Source organism: Palleronia aestuarii, from assembly GCF_003253995.1.
Taxonomy (GTDB): Bacteria; Pseudomonadota; Alphaproteobacteria; order Rhodobacterales; family Rhodobacteraceae; genus Palleronia; species Palleronia aestuarii.
In genome coordinates this window covers 92,168-106,203 of sequence record NZ_QKZL01000002.1, presented here as the reverse complement: position 1 = coordinate 106,203, position 14,036 = coordinate 92,168, and the positions used below count along the sequence as shown (strand labels likewise).

Genomic DNA, 14,036 nt, shown 5'->3' with positions numbered 1-14,036 from the left:
CATCTGGTGCCCGAGGAGGGCCGATCATGTCGCTTCAATCCATCCGCGAGAGGATCGCCGCGGCCGAGACCGCCGCAGGCCGCGAGCCGGGCGCCGTCGCGCTCGTCGCCATCAGCAAGGTGCAGCCGCTGCCCCGCGTGGAGGCGGTGCTCGAGGACGGTCACCGGGTCTTCGGCGAGAACCGCGTGCAGGAGGCGCAGGGCAAGTGGCCCGCGTTCCGGGAGCGGTACGACGGGGTTCGCCTGCATCTCGTGGGCCCGTTGCAATCGAACAAGGCGCGGGCCGCGATGGAGCTCTTCGACGTGATCGAGACGCTCGACCGGCCGAAGCTCGCGCGCACGTTCGCCCGCCTCGCGCAGGAGATCGGTCGCTGTCCGCAGCTCTTCGTGCAGGTCAATACCGGCGCGGAGGACCAGAAGGCCGGTATCGCCCCGGACGAGGTGGACGGGTTCGTCGCGGAATGCCGCGGGCTCGACCTGCCCGTGCAGGGGTTGATGTGCATCCCGCCGATCGACGCCCCGCCGGAGTCGCATTTCACCATGCTCGCGGAGATGGCGGAGCGGAACGGTCTTTCCGGCCTTTCGATGGGGATGAGCGCGGATTTCGAGGCGGCGATCGCCCACGGTGCCACCCATGTCCGCGTCGGCTCCGCCCTCTTCGGGGAGCGCGTGGCGAGCTAGCCGCGCGGCGGGACGACGAGCGGCGTGCCCGGCGGGAAGCGTCGCGCGAGCCAGCGCAGATCGGGGGCCGAAAGCGCGATGCAGCCTTCCGTCGGTGCGCCGCGCCGTCGCCAGCGATGCACGAAGATGGCGGAGCCGCGCCCGGCCCGGACCGGCGCCGCGTTCCAGTCGGTGACGATCACCAGGTCGTAGAGCGGATCGGCCCGGCGCAGCCGTTCGTGCGAGGCCGCGAACGGCGCCCGGACGGGGCGGTTGTAATCGGCGTGATCGCTTTCGTCGCACCAGAGATCGCGGGGCCCGATCGGCCGCGCCCATGGCGCGGGGCGTGCCATGCGGTCGGGGCGGTAGAGCAGGTCCGTCACCGTGAGGCGCCCTGCAGGAGTCGCTCCGTCGCCTTCGCGTTTGTGGAGGGTCACGCCTCCGCGCCCGATCGTGCAGGGCAGGCATCGCCCCGCGACCAAGAGCCCGCTGGGCGTGAGGACCGCCCGGCCGGGCCTCACTCGATATGGCCCGATTTCGTGGCCTTGATGCGAAGGTAGGCGGCGTTCTGTGGCGTCTCGCCCACCCAGATCGGCAGGCGTTCCACGATCTCGATGCCGCTGCCTTCGAGCATCCGCATCTTGCGCGGGTTGTTGGTCAGAAGACGCACCCGTGTGACATTCATGAGACGCAGGATCTCCGCGCCCAGGCGGAAGTCGCGTTCGTCGTCGTCGAAGCCGAGACGGTGGTTGGCCTCCACCGTATCGAACCCCTGGTCCTGCAGCGCGTAGGCCCGCATCTTGTTCGACAGCCCGATCCCGCGCCCTTCCTGGTTGAGATAGAGCAGGATGCCGCCGCCGGCTTCCGCCATCCGGTGCAGCGCCGCGTGAAGCTGCGGCCCGCAATCGCATTTGAGCGAGCCCAGAACGTCGCCGGTATAGCAGGCCGAATGGAGGCGGGTCAGGACCGGTGCCGTGCGGTCGGGGCGGCCGATCTCCACCGCGTAATGCTCCTCCCGCCCGTCATGCGGCCGGAAGACGTGGAGCCTCGCCTCGGTCGTGGCGGCGATGGGCAGGCGGGCGGCGACGACCCGGTCGAGATGGATCTCCGGCGTCGCGAGCAGGGTGGCCGCGTCGATGCGGGTGATCCCGTCGGGCACCGCTTCGGCGGGGGCGACGATGCCGGCGGGCAGGATCCGGGCCGACCGGGCGAGCGCGAGGGCGGCGCGCGGGATCCGCGGATCGCCTCCGCGGACAGGCGCGAAGGGCCCCTTCATCGGGTGCGTGAGGTCGCGAGCCGGGTCGATCATCGCGGCGAGCCAGTGCGGATCGGGATCGCGTGGCAGCGGCAGGCGGACGAGATCGTTATCGTAGACGCGGATCTTAAGCGTCTCCGCCCGGCGGGCCGTGAGCACGAGCTGTGCCGTGCCGTCCGCTGTCAGGGCCGCGAGCCGGGCGGGAGAGATCCGCTCCGCCGCGGCGGCGAGACAGGCTTCGTTTTCGTCCGTGATCGCCACGGGCAGCCCCACGCCGAGGTCGGCGCGCGCGCGGGCGCCGAGTTCGTCCGGAGCGGGCGGAAGGGGGTCGGATTTCATACCTCCCCATAATCCCCGCCTGTAGGGAAGTGAAACAATTCCACCCGATCCGACACGTGCGCGTGAGGGATTGCAGCATTCCTTGCCGCTCCGCCCGGCCGGTCACATCTTCCCGTGGTAACGAGAAACGGAGGATGTGATGAGTTCCCTGAAGACGATCCTGCTTGTCGACGACGACGACGATCTTCGCGAGGCGCTGAGCGAGCAACTCGTGATGACCGAGGATTTCGACGTGCTGGAGGCCGATACGGGCAACCATGCGCTCGAGAAGGCGAAGGGGAGCCTCTTCGATCTGGTCATCCTCGACGTGGGCCTGCCCGACATGGACGGACGGGAGCTCTGCCGGCTGATGCGCAAGCAGGGGGTGAAATGCCCCGTCGTGATGCTGACCGGCCATGACAGCGACAGCGACACGATCCTGGGCCTCGATGCGGGCGCCAACGATTACGTCACGAAGCCCTTCAAGTTCCCGGTCCTGCTCGCCCGGATCCGGGCGCAGCTGCGGCAGCACGAGCAGTCGGAGGACGCGATCTTCCACCTCGGGCCCTACACGTTCCGGCCGTCGCAGAAGATGCTGATCGATCAGAGCGAGAAGAAGATCCGGCTCACGGAGAAGGAGACGAACATCCTCAAGTTCCTCTACCGCGCCTCCGAGAACGTGGTGGCGCGCGACGTGCTGCTGCACGAGGTCTGGGGCTACAATGCGGGCGTCACGACCCACACGCTCGAGACCCACATCTACCGGCTGCGCCAGAAGATCGAACCCGATCCCTCCCACGCGCGGCTTCTCGTGACGGAATCGGGCGGCTACCGGCTCGCCGTCTGAACGCTCGGTCCAGACGGTCGAGCGTCGCCTGGAACGTCACGTCGAGCGCGGTGCCGCTTTCCGGCGCCGCGTGGATCACGACATCGACTCGTCGACTGGTGTCTCGCGCGAGCACGACCGCGGGCGTGAGGCCTGTGGCGAGGTCGGTGACATGTCTCGGGATCTGACTTTCCCGGCGGCTCCATCTCGGGAAATGCGAAGGGTTGGGGGAGCGCGTTCCGCCGCGCGACTTTTCTTTTCCGCGCGGGGCGGTATGAGGGCCCCCTAGCGAAAGGAGACCGGATGCCCTTCACCCTCGCCACATGGAACATCAATTCCGTCCGCCTGCGCGAGGCGCTGGTCCTGCGCTTTCTCGAGGCGGAAGGCCCGGACATCCTGTGCCTGCAGGAATGCAAGTCGCCGGTCGAGAAGATCCCGCGCGAGGGCTTCGCGGCGCTGGGCTACCCGCACATGATCGCGCGGGGGCAGAAGGGCTATAACGGCGTGGCGATCCTGTCGAAGCGCCCGATCGCGGAGGTGGGGGCGAACGATCACGTGGATCTCGGCCACGCGCGCCACATCGCCGGGCGGCTCGAGAACGGGGTGGTGATCCACAATTACTACGTGCCCGCGGGCGGCGACAAACCGGACCGGGAGGTGAACGTGAAGTTCGGGCAGAAGCTCGACTACCTCACCGCGATGCGCGATGCCTTCCACGCGGAGCGTCCCGAGCGGGCGATCCTCGTCGGCGATCTCAACATCGCGCCGCGCGAGGACGACGTCTGGTCGCACAAGCAGCTCCTGAAGGTCGTGTCGCACACGCCCGTCGAGGTCGCGCATCTCGCCGAGACGCAGGAGGCGGGGGGCTGGGTCGACGTGACGCGGGCCGACATACCCGAGGGACAGCTCTATTCCTGGTGGTCCTACCGCTCGCCTGACTGGGACGCGGCCGACAAGGGCCGGCGGCTCGACCATGTCTGGGCCACGCCCGACATCGCGGGGGCGGCGCATTCGAGCCGGATCCTGCGCGAGGTGCGCGGGTGGGAGGGGCCGTCGGATCATGCGCCGGTGATGGCGACCTTCGATCTCTGAGACGCCCGCGACCTTGCAACTCACGGGGCCGTGCTCCATCTAACGGGGCGAAACCGGGAACGCGGAGAGGCACATGCTGGAACTGGGACAGAAGACCACGGCGCCTGCGGGCGATCTCGTCAAGGATGGCAGCGAGGCCACCTTCATGGCCGATGTCGTCGAGGCGAGCCAGAGCGTTCCGGTCATCGTCGATTTCTGGGCGCCCTGGTGTGGGCCGTGCAAGACGCTCGGGCCGATGCTGGAGCAGGCCGTGACCGCCGCCAAGGGCGCGGTGAAGATGGTCAAGATCAACGTGGACGAGGCGCAGGCGATCGCGCAGCAGCTTCGCATCCAGTCGATCCCGACCGTCTATGCCTTCTACAAGGGTCAGCCGGTGGACGGCTTCCAGGGCGCGGTGCCGCAATCCGAGATCACGGCCTTCGTCGACCGGCTCGTCGCGCAGTCGGACGGGGGCGCCGCGGGAGGCGACGGGCTCGCCGATGCGCTCGCCGCGGCCGAGGAGATGCTGGAGCAGGGCGCAGCCGCCGATGCCGCGCAGGTCTTCTCCGCGATCCTCGGGGAGGCACCGGACAACGCGTCGGCCTATGGCGGGCTCGTCCGCGCCCATATCGCCGCGGGCGATCTGGATCAGGCCGAGGCGATCCTGAACGGTGCCGATGCCGCGATCTCCCACGCCCCCGAGCTCGAGGCGGCGCATGCGCAGCTCGAACTCGCGAAGCAGGCGGCCAATGCGGGGCCGGTGGACGAGTTGCGCGCCAAGGTCGAGGCCGACCCGAACGACCACGCGGCGCGGTTCGAGCTTGCGCAATCGCTGCAGGCCCATCAGCAGACGGAGGCGGCGGTGGACGAGCTTCTGGAGCTCTTCCGGCGGGACCGGGAATGGAACGAGGGCGCGGCGCGTGCGCAACTTCTGACCATCTTCGACGCGCTGCCGCCGCAGGATCCGGTGGCGCTCAAGGGCCGGCGGCGCCTGTCGTCGATGATATTTGCCTGACCTCGGTACCGGCCTACCTTAGGGCCATGTTTTCACCTGCCGATCTACCAAGCACGATCCCCGTCTTCCCGCTGCCGCGGGCCCTCTTGTTGCCGCGGGGACGGTTGCCCCTGCATATCTTCGAGCCGCGCTATCTCGCGATGATCGAGGATTGCATGAAGACCTCGCATCGACTGATGGGAATGATCCAGCCGCGCGAGGTGCCCGAGGGCGCGGAGGCGCGGCTTCATTCGATCGGCTGCGCCGGGCGGCTCTCGCAATTTTCCGAGACCGAGGACGGGCGCTACATGATCACGCTTTCGGGCGTATCGCGGTTCCGCGTCTCGCGACAGGTCGAGGGGTTCTGCCCGTACGTGAAATGCGATGTCTCCTGGGACGGATTCGAGCGCGACCTCGGTGCCGCCGAGAAGGATGACGGGCTCGACCGGGACTATTTTATGAAGCTGCTGACGCGCTACTTCGACGCGGAGGAACTCAAGACCGACTGGGATGCGCTCGGCGAGGCGGAGGACGAGCTTCTCATCAACGCGCTGTCGATGCTCTGCCCGTTCGATCTCGAGGACAAGCAGGCGCTTCTCGAGGCGCCGACGCTGTCGACGCGGCGCGAGACGCTCGTCACGCTTATCGAGTTCGCGCTTCGTGGCGGCCAGCAAGGCGAGGAGCGGATGCAATGAGTGGCGCGGAATTCGACCGCAAGATGCTTGAGGCGCTCGTCTGCCCAGAGACCCATGCCGTCCTGACCTACGATGCGGAGCGGCAGGAACTCATCTCGAAGGCTGCGCATCTGGCCTTCCCTATCCGCGGCGGCATCCCGGTGATGCTCGTCGACGAGGCACGCAAGATCGAGTGATCAGAGCGGCAGGCCGCGCAGGAGACGCGGCCGGTCCCCGGTCAGGCCCGCCGCTTCCCGCACGAAGCTGCGGCGCAGGCGCGGCAGCCGGTTGACGAGACCGAGCCCGAGGTCGCGCCCCGCGCGTAGGAGCGGATTGTCGTTCGAGAAGAGCCGGTTGAACCCGTCGGTCGCCATCGCAAGCGCGGTCGCATCGAACCGCCGCCAGCGATCGTAGCGTTCGAGCACGTCGATCCGCCCGATATCCTCTCCCCGCCTCTGCGCGTCCGCCACCACCTCCGCGAGGCTCGCGACGTCCTTGAGACCTGCGTTGAGACCCTGCCCCGCGATCGGGTGGACGGCATGCGCTGCGTCGCCCGCCAGCGCCACGCGCGGCGCGGCGAAGCGGTTGGCGAGGCTCAGCGCCAGCGGATAGGTGTAGCGCGCGCCCGCGAGCGAGATGTCGCCCAGGAAGTCGCCGAAGCGCGGCCGCAGGATGTCGAGATAGGCGGCCTCCGGCAGGGCGGTGAGGGCGGCCGCGCGGGCTGTCCGCTCCGTCCAGACGATGGAGGCGCGGTTCTCTCTCAGGGGCAGGATGGCGAGCGGTCCCTCGGGCATGAAGAACTGATGCGCGACGCCGCGATGGGGCTTTTCGTGCGCGATGGCCGCGACGAGCGCGTTCTGCCCGTATTCCCATCCCGTGCGCCGGATCCCCGCGCGGCGTCCGGTCTGAGACCCGCGGCCGTCGCAGCCGACGAGAAGCCGGGCCGTGAGCGCCGTGCCATCGTCGAGCGTGACCTCGATCCCGGCGGGCCCGGCATCCTGCGCGGTCACGCGGCGCCCGGCGATCGCGGTGACGCGGGGAGCGGCCTCCAGCGCATTGAGGAGGGCGGGGCGCAGGTGGCGGTCCTCGACCATGTGGCCCATCGGGCCTTCCTCGATCTCCGCATGGTCGAATTCGAGCACGAACGGGGAGGGGCCCTCGCCCGCGCGCCCGTCGCTCACCTTGATCTCGAGGATCGGCTGGGCGTCGGGCGCGAGCGTGTCCCAAAGACCGAGCGCGCGCAGGAGGTTCCGCGACCCCACGGAGAGGGCATAGCTGCGCCCGTCGAAACCCGGCGCCGCGCGGATGGCCACGGGGGCGGGGTCGACGAGCGCCACGTCGAGGCCCGCGCCCGCGAGGGCGAGCGCCATGGTCGATCCGTTGAGCCCGCCGCCGGCGATGATGACGTCATGATCCATGGGGCGGAGTATGGCGCGCGGGCGGGCATTGTCCATGCGCGGGCCTGCGTCTAGGACGGATGGAACTGGCACGGGGGCTTGGCATGGAAGACTGGCGGTGGATGAGCGCGGGCGATCTCAGCCGCGGGATCGGATCGGGGGAGATCGACCCGGTCGCGCTGACCGAGACCTTTCTCGACGCGATCGAGGCGCACGCGCTTTCGCCGCGAATCTATGCCCGCACCACGCCCGAACGCGCACGGGCCGAGGCGCGGGCCGCGGCCGGGCGCGCGAAAGCGGGGCGGCGGCGCTCTCCGCTCGATGGCGTGCCGGTCTCCTGGAAGGACCTCTTCGACAGCGCGGGCGTGGCGACGGAGGCGGGGAGCCGTCTTCTCGAGGGCCGCGTGCCCGCACACGACGCGACGGTTCTCAGGAACGCGACGGAAGCGGGGCTCGTCTGTCTCGGCAAGACGCACATGACGGAGCTCGCCTTCTCCGGCATCGGGCTCAACCCCATGACGGGTTCGCCGCCATGCGTGAACGACGAAGAGGCGGTTTCGGGCGGGTCGTCCTCCGGCGCCGCGACCTCGGTGGGCTTCGGTCTCGCGGCGGCGGCGACGGGATCGGATACCGGGGGGTCGATACGGGCGCCGGCCGCGTGGAACGACCTCGTCGGTCTCAAGACCGGGCCGGGGGCGCTGCCGATGGAGGGCGTGGTGCCGCTCTGCCCACGTTTCGACACGCTCGGCCCCCTCGCGCGGAACGTGGAGGATGCGAGCCTCTTCTGGGCCGCGATGGCGGGCCGGACGGCGCCGGACCTCGAGGGCGCGTCAATCGAGGGCAGGCGTTTCCTCGCCCTCGAGACGGTGGCGATGGAAGATCTCGATCCGGCCGTCGATCAGGGTTACCGCGCCGCCGTCGAGCGACTTCGCGGTGCGGGGGCGGTGATCGAATGGCGCGAGATCCCGGCGGTCGCCCGGGCCGTGGCGCAGAGCTCGATCGTCTTCGCGGCGGAGGCCTATGCGGTCTGGCGCGACACGATCGAGGCGCGGCCAGAGGTCATGTACCCGCCGGTCCGCGAGCGCTTTCGCGGAGGGCGCGACGTGAGCGCCCCCGACTACCTTGCCGCCTGGCGGGTGATCGACGAATGCCGCGAGGCCTATCATGCGGCCGCCGCGGGCTTCGACGCCGTGATCCTGCCAACCTGCCCCATCCTGCCGCCGAACCGGCACCGGCTCGAGACGGAGGAGGATTACTTCGTCTCCAGGAACCTGATGACGCTGAGAAATACCCGGATCGGAAACTACCTGGGGCTTACCGGGCTGACCTTGCCCACGGGCACGCCGTCGGTCGGATGCCTGCTGCAGACGCCGGCGGGAAGCGAGGCGCGGCTCCTGCGGCTCGGCCGGGCGGCGGAACGGGCCTTGGCCTGAGCGCAACAGGGCGGGGCGCGTGACCCCGTCCGGGCGCGGAATGGCTGGACGCGGGGGCGGCCCCCGCGCTAGCCTCTCTCACAAACGGGGCGAAAGACCCCTGCTTCGAGGCACATGATGCAGTATCCCGAGCGGTTCCAGAGCCTCCCGGCCTATGCGTTTCCGCGTCTGCGGAGCCTTCTCGACGCGCATGCCCCCGGGGGCGAGACGATCCACATGACGATCGGCGAGCCGCGCCATGCGCCGCCGTCCTGGGTCGCCGACGTGATCGCGGAGAACGCGGCCGATTTCGGACGCTACCCCCCGAATGACGGCACCGAGGGGCTGAAGGAGGCGATCGCGGGCTGGCTCGGGCGCCGCTATGGCGCGGAGATCGACCCCGGAACGCAGCTCTCGACGCTCAACGGCACGCGGGAGGGGCTCTTCAACGCCGCCGTCGCGCTCTGCCCCGAGGGCGGGCCGAACGTGCTGACGCCCAATCCGTTCTACCAGGTCTATGCCGTGGCGGCTCTCGCCATGGCGGCGCGGCCCGTCTACGTCCCCGCGACCGAGGCGACGGGGTTCCTCCCCGATTACGGGTCGCTGCCCGGCGAGGTGCTCGACCGTACGTCCATCGCCTATATCTGCTCACCCTCGAACCCGCAGGGCGCCGTGGCGGATCGGGCGTACTGGCGCGATCTCCTGAACCTCGCGGAGCGGCACGATTTCCGCATCTTCGCCGACGAATGCTATTCCGAGATCTATCGCCGGATGCCGCCCGTGGGCGCGCTCGAGGTGGCGCAGGAGGTCGGGGCCGATCCGGAGCGGGTCCTCGTGTTCCACTCGCTGTCTAAACGCTCGAACCTGCCGGGGCTGCGGTCGGGCTTCGTCGCGGGCGGGCCGCGGAGCATCGCGCGGATCAAGCAGCTTCGCGCCTATTCCGGGGCGCCGCTGCCGCTGCCGCTGCAGGCGGTGTCGGAGCGCGCCTGGCGCGAGGAGGCGCATGTGGAGGCGAGCCGGGTCCGCTACGCCGCGAAGTTCGACATCGTGGACGACGTCTTCGCGGACGTTCCCGGCTGCACCGCGCCGGAGGCCGGGTTCTTTCTCTGGTTGCCGGTCGAGGACGGGGAGGCGGCGGCGCTCAGGCTCTGGCGCGAAACGGGAGTGCGGGTGCTGCCCGGCGCGTATCTCTCGCGGGAGGTGGACGGGACGAATCCGGGGCACGGGTATATCCGCCTCGCGCTGGTGGCGGACGAAGAAGAAATGCGGCGCGGACTCGAGCAAGTCCGCGACTGCATCTACAGGTGAGAAAGAGGACAGCATGGCATCGTATCAATCCCGGACCCGCGATCCGCTTTTCGACAGCAAGACGCAGGCCGCGCTCGAACGGCGCAGCAAGGAATTGCTGGGATTGGTGCTCCTGGGGATCGGGTTCGCCGCCGCGCTGATGCTCGCGACCTACACGCCCGACGATCCGAGCTGGCTCAACGCCACCTCGCGCCCGGCCCAGAACGCGCTGGGCCGCCTCGGCGCCTCGCTCGCCTCGCCGCTCTTCTTCATCGTGGGATGGGGTGCATGGGGCGTTCCGGTGGCCTTCGCCGCGCTGGGGATGCGCTTCGTGCTCCACCAGGGCGCGGACCGGATGACGCGTCGCGTCATCTTCGTGCCGATCGCGATTGCGCTCCTGTCCACCTACGCCTCCACGCATCTGCCCACCGCGACCTGGACGCAGAGCTTCGGAATGGGGGGCAATTTCGGCGACACGGCGCTGGGCGCGATCCTCGGCATCCTTTCGGTGACGGGGCCCGTGGGCATGAAGCTCACCGCGCTCGCGCTGATGGCGGCCACTGTGGCGATGTGGCTCTTCGTCCTCGGCTTCTCGCAGGCCGAATTGAAGGCGCTCGGGCTCTGGATGCTGCGCGGGACGGTGCGGTGCTATGCGGGGCTCCTCGGGGCGGCCGCGCGGGGCCGGCAGGGGGTCGGGCGCGGCGTGTCGATGGCGGCCTCGAGCTACCGCGACCGTGCCGCGCGGCAGGAAGAGATCGCGGGCGTCTCCGGGGCCGAGATCGAGGACCCGGTAGCGGGGCGCGCTCCCCGTGTCGGCTTGCCGCGGCTCTTCGCCCGTCGCGGGGCGGAGCCCGAGCCCCTGGCCGATCTCGATCCGGTCTTCGAGGATGACGACGCGCGGATCGCAACGCGGATCGCGGACGCGGTGAAGTCGCGGATGCGCGCCGGCGGGGCCACGCCCCAGCCGCTTGTGGCCCGCACCGAACCGCCGCTGCGACGCACGCGCCCCGCCGAGATCGAGGCGGAGCACCAGGCGCGACTGTTCCCGGAACCGGAGGAGGAGATGCTCGTGGACGAGGCCGAGCCGTTCCTCGAAGAGCCCGAGGCCGCGTCGCCCGATCCGGATATCGCGGCGCCGACGCCGCGGGCCACGCCCAACTTCGCCGCCCAGAAGGAGCGCAAGCCCGTGGCTGCCCGTCCCGCGCCGCAGCGCGAGGCGGCCCCGCGCAAGACCGGCGCGTCGGAAGGCGCCTACGATTACCCGCCGCTCGACCTCCTCGCGAGCCCCGACACGGTGACCCGCTACCATCTCGGCGACGAAGCGCTCGAGGAGAATGCCCGCACGCTCGAAAGCGTGCTCGAGGATTACGGCGTGAAGGGGGAGATCGTCTCCGTCCGCCCCGGCCCCGTCGTCACCATGTACGAACTCGAGCCCGCGCCGGGTCTGAAAGCCAGCCGGGTGATCGGGCTTGCCGACGACATCGCGCGGTCGATGTCGGCGCTATCCGCGCGCGTCTCCACCGTGCCGGGGCGCAGCGTCATCGGGATCGAGCTGCCCAATGATAACCGCGAGATGTGCGTGCTGCGCGAGATCCTCACTGCGCGCTCCTATGGCGACGCGAAGCTGCAGCTGCCGCTCGCGCTCGGCAAGGATATCGGCGGCGATCCGGTTGTCGCGAACCTCGCGAAGATGCCCCACCTGCTGATCGCGGGAACGACCGGGTCGGGCAAGTCGGTGGCGATCAACACGATGATCCTGTCGCTCCTCTATCGCCTGACGCCGGAGGAATGCCGGCTCATCATGATCGATCCGAAGATGCTGGAACTCAGCGTCTACGACGGCATCCCGCATCTCCTGTCGCCCGTTGTGACCGATCCGAAGAAGGCGGTCGTCGCGCTTAAGTGGGTCGTGGGCGAGATGGAGGACCGCTACCGCAAGATGTCGAAGATGGGCGTGCGGAACATCGAGGGCTACAATTCCCGCGTCCGCGACGCGCTGTCGAAGAACGAGATGTTCGAGCGGACGGTGCAGACCGGCTTCGACGACGAGACCGGCGATCCGATCTTCGAGACCGAGGAGATGCAGCCCGAGCTGCTGCCCTTCATCGTCGTCGTCGTGGACGAGATGGCCGACCTGATGATGGTAGCGGGCAAGGAGATCGAGGCCTGCATCCAACGGCTTGCGCAGATGGCGCGGGCGAGCGGAATCCACCTCATCATGGCGACGCAGCGGCCTTCGGTCGACGTCATCACCGGCACGATCAAGGCCAACTTCCCCACGCGGATCAGCTTTGCGGTCACGTCGAAGATCGACAGCCGGACCATCCTGGGCGAGCAGGGGGCGGAGCAGCTTCTCGGGATGGGCGACATGCTCTACATGGCGGGCGGCTCGAAGATCACCCGTGTCCACGGACCCTTCTGCTCCGACGAAGAGGTCGAGGACGTGGTGCGCCACCTGAAGTCCTTCGGGCCGCCCGAATACCTTTCGGGCGTGGTCGAGGGGCCGGACGAGGAGAAGGGATCGGATATCGACGCGGTCCTCGGCCTTGGCAATTCCGGGAGCGACGGGGAGGATGCGCTCTACGACCAGGCGGTCGCGATCGCCATCAGGGACCGCAAGTGCTCCACCTCCTACATCCAGAGGAAGCTCGCCATCGGCTACAACAAGGCCGCGCGGCTCGTGGAGCAGATGGAGGATCAGGGCGTGGTCTCTTCGGCCAACCACGTGGGCAAGCGCGAAGTGCTGGTTCCCGAGCCGCAATGACGCGAAAGCCCGCCGCGGGGGATCGCGGCGGGCCTCGATTGGTTCGGATTTGCCGAGGCGCGGCTCCGACGCGGGCGCCGGGCCGCAACGCCCTCAGGCGGTCTGGGCGTTGCCCTTGAGGGGCGCATTGGCGGCGATGAACCAGGCGTCCTTGTCGATCTGCCGGCTCACCTCGGTGAAGAGGTCCTCCGTGTCGTCGTCGCCGGCCTCGCCCGCTTCCTCGATCGCGGCGCGGATCTTTTGACCCACATCGACGAAGCGCTCGCGCAGCGCCTCGATATGGACCTGGATGTCGTGCTCCTCGACTGGGTAGGCGGCCATCGTCGTCTTCTGCGCAACGACTTCCGTCGTTCCGCGCGCGAAGCCACCGAGGATCGCGGCGCGTTCGGCGATCAGGTCGGAGCTTTCGCGAAGCCTGTCGGCCACGTCGTCGAGCAGTTCGTGCACGCCGATGAAGCCCGGACCCTTCAGATTCCAGTGCGCCTGCTTGACCGCGAGGGTCAGCGAAATCGTGTCGGCAAGGCGATCGTTGAGAAGGTCGACGACCTTGTGGCGGGTATTGTCGTTCAGGCCGGCGACGAAAGGTTCTACTTCGGACATGAAAATCTCCTTGGAAACTCTGCGAGGCCTTTCGACCTCGTTGCGTCCCTGAAACCATGCGCGCCGCGTAGGGTTCCATCGCCTAGCAGAGGGCCGTTATCGCCTGACGATGGGAATTCGGGTTCGGTGTCCCTATATGGGCCCCGAAGCAGCCGAAGGATCATCACGCATGCCGACCCGCAGAACCCTCCTCGCCGGAGCCGCCGCCGCGGCGTTCCTCTCCGGCGCGCCGGCGCACGCGGCGCCGATCTCGCTCGATGCGCTGTCCTCGTATCTCAATGCCATGCAGACCGCGGAAGCGGACTTCACGCAGATCAATCCCGACGGGACGATCTCGACCGGCAAGATCTACATCCAGCGGCCGGGGCGGATCCGGTTCGACTACGCCGCGCCCGACAGGACGCTCGTCATGGCGGGCGGCGGGCAGGTGGCCGTGTTCGACGCGAAATCGAACACGTCGCGGCCCGAGCAATACCCCCTGTCGAGGACGCCGCTCAGCATCATCCTCGAGCGCAACGTGAATCTCGGACAGCGCAACATGGTGGTGGGTCACCGCCAGAACGGTGTGAAGACGGTTGTCACCGCACAGGATCCGGCCAATCCTCAATACGGACAGATCGAGCTCGTCTTCACCGCGAACCCGATCGAGCTTCGGCAATGGGTGATCACGGACGGCTCGGGCAGCCGGACGACCGTGGTCCTCGGTGATCTGAAGACGGGCGGGTCGTTCCCGTCGCGCTACTTCTCCATCCAGTCGGAGATCGCCCGCCGCGGCTAGA

General features: G+C 69.0%; 14 protein-coding genes. 10 read left to right on the top strand and 4 right to left on the bottom strand.

The window, feature by feature from the left end:
- The first annotated feature begins 26 nt into the window (after nt 1-26).
- Nucleotides 27-680 (top strand): YggS family pyridoxal phosphate-dependent enzyme, encoded by a 654-nt coding sequence (locus LX81_RS02660; protein WP_111535748.1) that lies wholly within the window; start codon nt 27-29, stop codon nt 678-680.
- Here LX81_RS02660 and LX81_RS02655 read toward each other — a convergent pair.
- Nucleotides 677-1,180 (bottom strand): L,D-transpeptidase family protein, encoded by a 504-nt coding sequence (locus LX81_RS02655; protein WP_111535747.1) that lies wholly within the window; start codon nt 1,178-1,180, stop codon nt 677-679. The two genes, LX81_RS02660 and LX81_RS02655, sit on opposite strands and share 4 nt — an antisense overlap.
- Entirely contained in the window at nt 1,177-2,253 is a 1,077-nt protein-coding gene (ribA, locus tag LX81_RS02650) for a GTP cyclohydrolase II (protein WP_111535746.1), read from the bottom strand. The genes LX81_RS02655 and ribA overlap by 4 nt, the downstream gene beginning before the upstream one ends.
- Before the next feature lie 139 nt (nt 2,254-2,392).
- Between ribA and LX81_RS02645 the strand changes: the two genes are divergently transcribed.
- The 5 genes from LX81_RS02645 (at nt 2,393) to LX81_RS02625 (ending at nt 5,994) form a co-directional block, all read left to right on the top strand.
- Entirely contained in the window at nt 2,393-3,079 is a 687-nt protein-coding gene (locus LX81_RS02645) for a response regulator transcription factor (protein WP_111535745.1), read from the top strand.
- 282 nt (nt 3,080-3,361) lie between these two features.
- Nucleotides 3,362-4,150 carry an exodeoxyribonuclease III gene (locus tag LX81_RS02640; RefSeq protein WP_111535744.1) on the top strand — a complete coding sequence of 263 codons (789 nt, stop codon included), beginning with the start codon at nt 3,362-3,364 and terminating at the stop codon, nt 4,148-4,150.
- Between the two features lie 73 nt (nt 4,151-4,223).
- Nucleotides 4,224-5,144 carry a thioredoxin gene (gene trxA, locus LX81_RS02635; RefSeq protein WP_111535743.1) on the top strand — a complete coding sequence of 307 codons (921 nt, stop codon included), beginning with the start codon at nt 4,224-4,226 and terminating at the stop codon, nt 5,142-5,144.
- A 26-nt stretch (nt 5,145-5,170) separates the two neighbouring features.
- Complete coding sequence (locus LX81_RS02630) at nt 5,171-5,818, top strand: LON peptidase substrate-binding domain-containing protein (RefSeq protein WP_111535742.1); 648 nt, start codon at nt 5,171-5,173, stop codon at nt 5,816-5,818.
- Nucleotides 5,815-5,994, top strand: a complete 180-nt coding sequence (locus LX81_RS02625; RefSeq protein WP_111535741.1) for a Trm112 family protein — start codon at nt 5,815-5,817, stop codon at nt 5,992-5,994. The genes LX81_RS02630 and LX81_RS02625 overlap by 4 nt, the downstream gene beginning before the upstream one ends.
- Here the strand turns inward: LX81_RS02625 and LX81_RS02620 are convergent, their stop codons facing one another.
- Entirely contained in the window at nt 5,995-7,251 is a 1,257-nt protein-coding gene (locus LX81_RS02620) for an FAD-dependent monooxygenase (protein ID WP_111535740.1), read from the bottom strand.
- Nucleotides 7,252-7,298: 47 nt separating this feature from the next.
- On the opposite strand from LX81_RS02620, the gene LX81_RS02615 reads away from it, so the two are divergent.
- From LX81_RS02615 to LX81_RS02605, 3 genes are all read left to right on the top strand, one after another.
- Complete coding sequence (locus tag LX81_RS02615; protein ID WP_111535739.1) at nt 7,299-8,627, top strand: amidase; 1,329 nt, start codon at nt 7,299-7,301, stop codon at nt 8,625-8,627.
- 117 nt (nt 8,628-8,744) lie between these two features.
- Nucleotides 8,745-9,914 carry an aminotransferase class I/II-fold pyridoxal phosphate-dependent enzyme gene (locus LX81_RS02610; RefSeq protein WP_111536011.1) on the top strand — a complete coding sequence of 390 codons (1,170 nt, stop codon included), beginning with the start codon at nt 8,745-8,747 and terminating at the stop codon, nt 9,912-9,914.
- Between the two features lie 13 nt (nt 9,915-9,927).
- Nucleotides 9,928-12,657 carry a DNA translocase FtsK gene (locus LX81_RS02605; protein WP_111535738.1) on the top strand — a complete coding sequence of 910 codons (2,730 nt, stop codon included), beginning with the start codon at nt 9,928-9,930 and terminating at the stop codon, nt 12,655-12,657.
- Nucleotides 12,658-12,750: 93 nt separating this feature from the next.
- On the opposite strand, the gene dps is transcribed toward LX81_RS02605, so the two are convergent.
- Nucleotides 12,751-13,257: a DNA starvation/stationary phase protection protein Dps gene (gene dps, locus LX81_RS02600; RefSeq protein WP_111535737.1), complete on the bottom strand. Its 507-nt coding sequence runs from the start codon at nt 13,255-13,257 to the stop codon at nt 12,751-12,753.
- A gap of 169 nt (nt 13,258-13,426) precedes the next feature.
- On the opposite strand from dps, the gene LX81_RS02595 reads away from it, so the two are divergent.
- The gene (locus tag LX81_RS02595) at nt 13,427-14,035 is read left to right on the top strand and encodes a LolA family protein (RefSeq protein WP_111535736.1); all 609 of its coding nucleotides are present in this window, start codon (nt 13,427-13,429) and stop codon (nt 14,033-14,035) included.
- Nucleotide 14,036 lies beyond the last annotated feature (1 nt).

What these genes read in the sequence shown, in the direction of transcription:
- LX81_RS02660 (WP_111535748.1), top strand. Translation starts at nt 27, where the DNA reads ATGTCGCTTCAATCCATCCGCGAGAGGATCGCCGCGGCCGAGACCGCC.
- ribA (WP_111535746.1), bottom strand. Translation starts at nt 2,253, where the DNA reads ATGAAATCCGACCCCCTTCCGCCCGCTCCGGACGAACTCGGCGCCCGC.
- LX81_RS02645 (WP_111535745.1), top strand. Translation starts at nt 2,393, where the DNA reads ATGAGTTCCCTGAAGACGATCCTGCTTGTCGACGACGACGACGATCTT.
- LX81_RS02640 (WP_111535744.1), top strand. Translation starts at nt 3,362, where the DNA reads ATGCCCTTCACCCTCGCCACATGGAACATCAATTCCGTCCGCCTGCGC.
- trxA (WP_111535743.1), top strand. Translation starts at nt 4,224, where the DNA reads ATGCTGGAACTGGGACAGAAGACCACGGCGCCTGCGGGCGATCTCGTC.
- LX81_RS02630 (WP_111535742.1), top strand. Translation starts at nt 5,171, where the DNA reads ATGTTTTCACCTGCCGATCTACCAAGCACGATCCCCGTCTTCCCGCTG.
- LX81_RS02625 (WP_111535741.1), top strand. Translation starts at nt 5,815, where the DNA reads ATGAGTGGCGCGGAATTCGACCGCAAGATGCTTGAGGCGCTCGTCTGC.
- LX81_RS02620 (WP_111535740.1), bottom strand. Translation starts at nt 7,251, where the DNA reads ATGGACAATGCCCGCCCGCGCGCCATACTCCGCCCCATGGATCATGAC.
- LX81_RS02615 (WP_111535739.1), top strand. Translation starts at nt 7,299, where the DNA reads ATGGAAGACTGGCGGTGGATGAGCGCGGGCGATCTCAGCCGCGGGATC.
- LX81_RS02610 (WP_111536011.1), top strand. Translation starts at nt 8,745, where the DNA reads ATGCAGTATCCCGAGCGGTTCCAGAGCCTCCCGGCCTATGCGTTTCCG.
- LX81_RS02605 (WP_111535738.1), top strand. Translation starts at nt 9,928, where the DNA reads ATGGCATCGTATCAATCCCGGACCCGCGATCCGCTTTTCGACAGCAAG.
- dps (WP_111535737.1), bottom strand. Translation starts at nt 13,257, where the DNA reads ATGTCCGAAGTAGAACCTTTCGTCGCCGGCCTGAACGACAATACCCGC.
- LX81_RS02595 (WP_111535736.1), top strand. Translation starts at nt 13,427, where the DNA reads ATGCCGACCCGCAGAACCCTCCTCGCCGGAGCCGCCGCCGCGGCGTTC.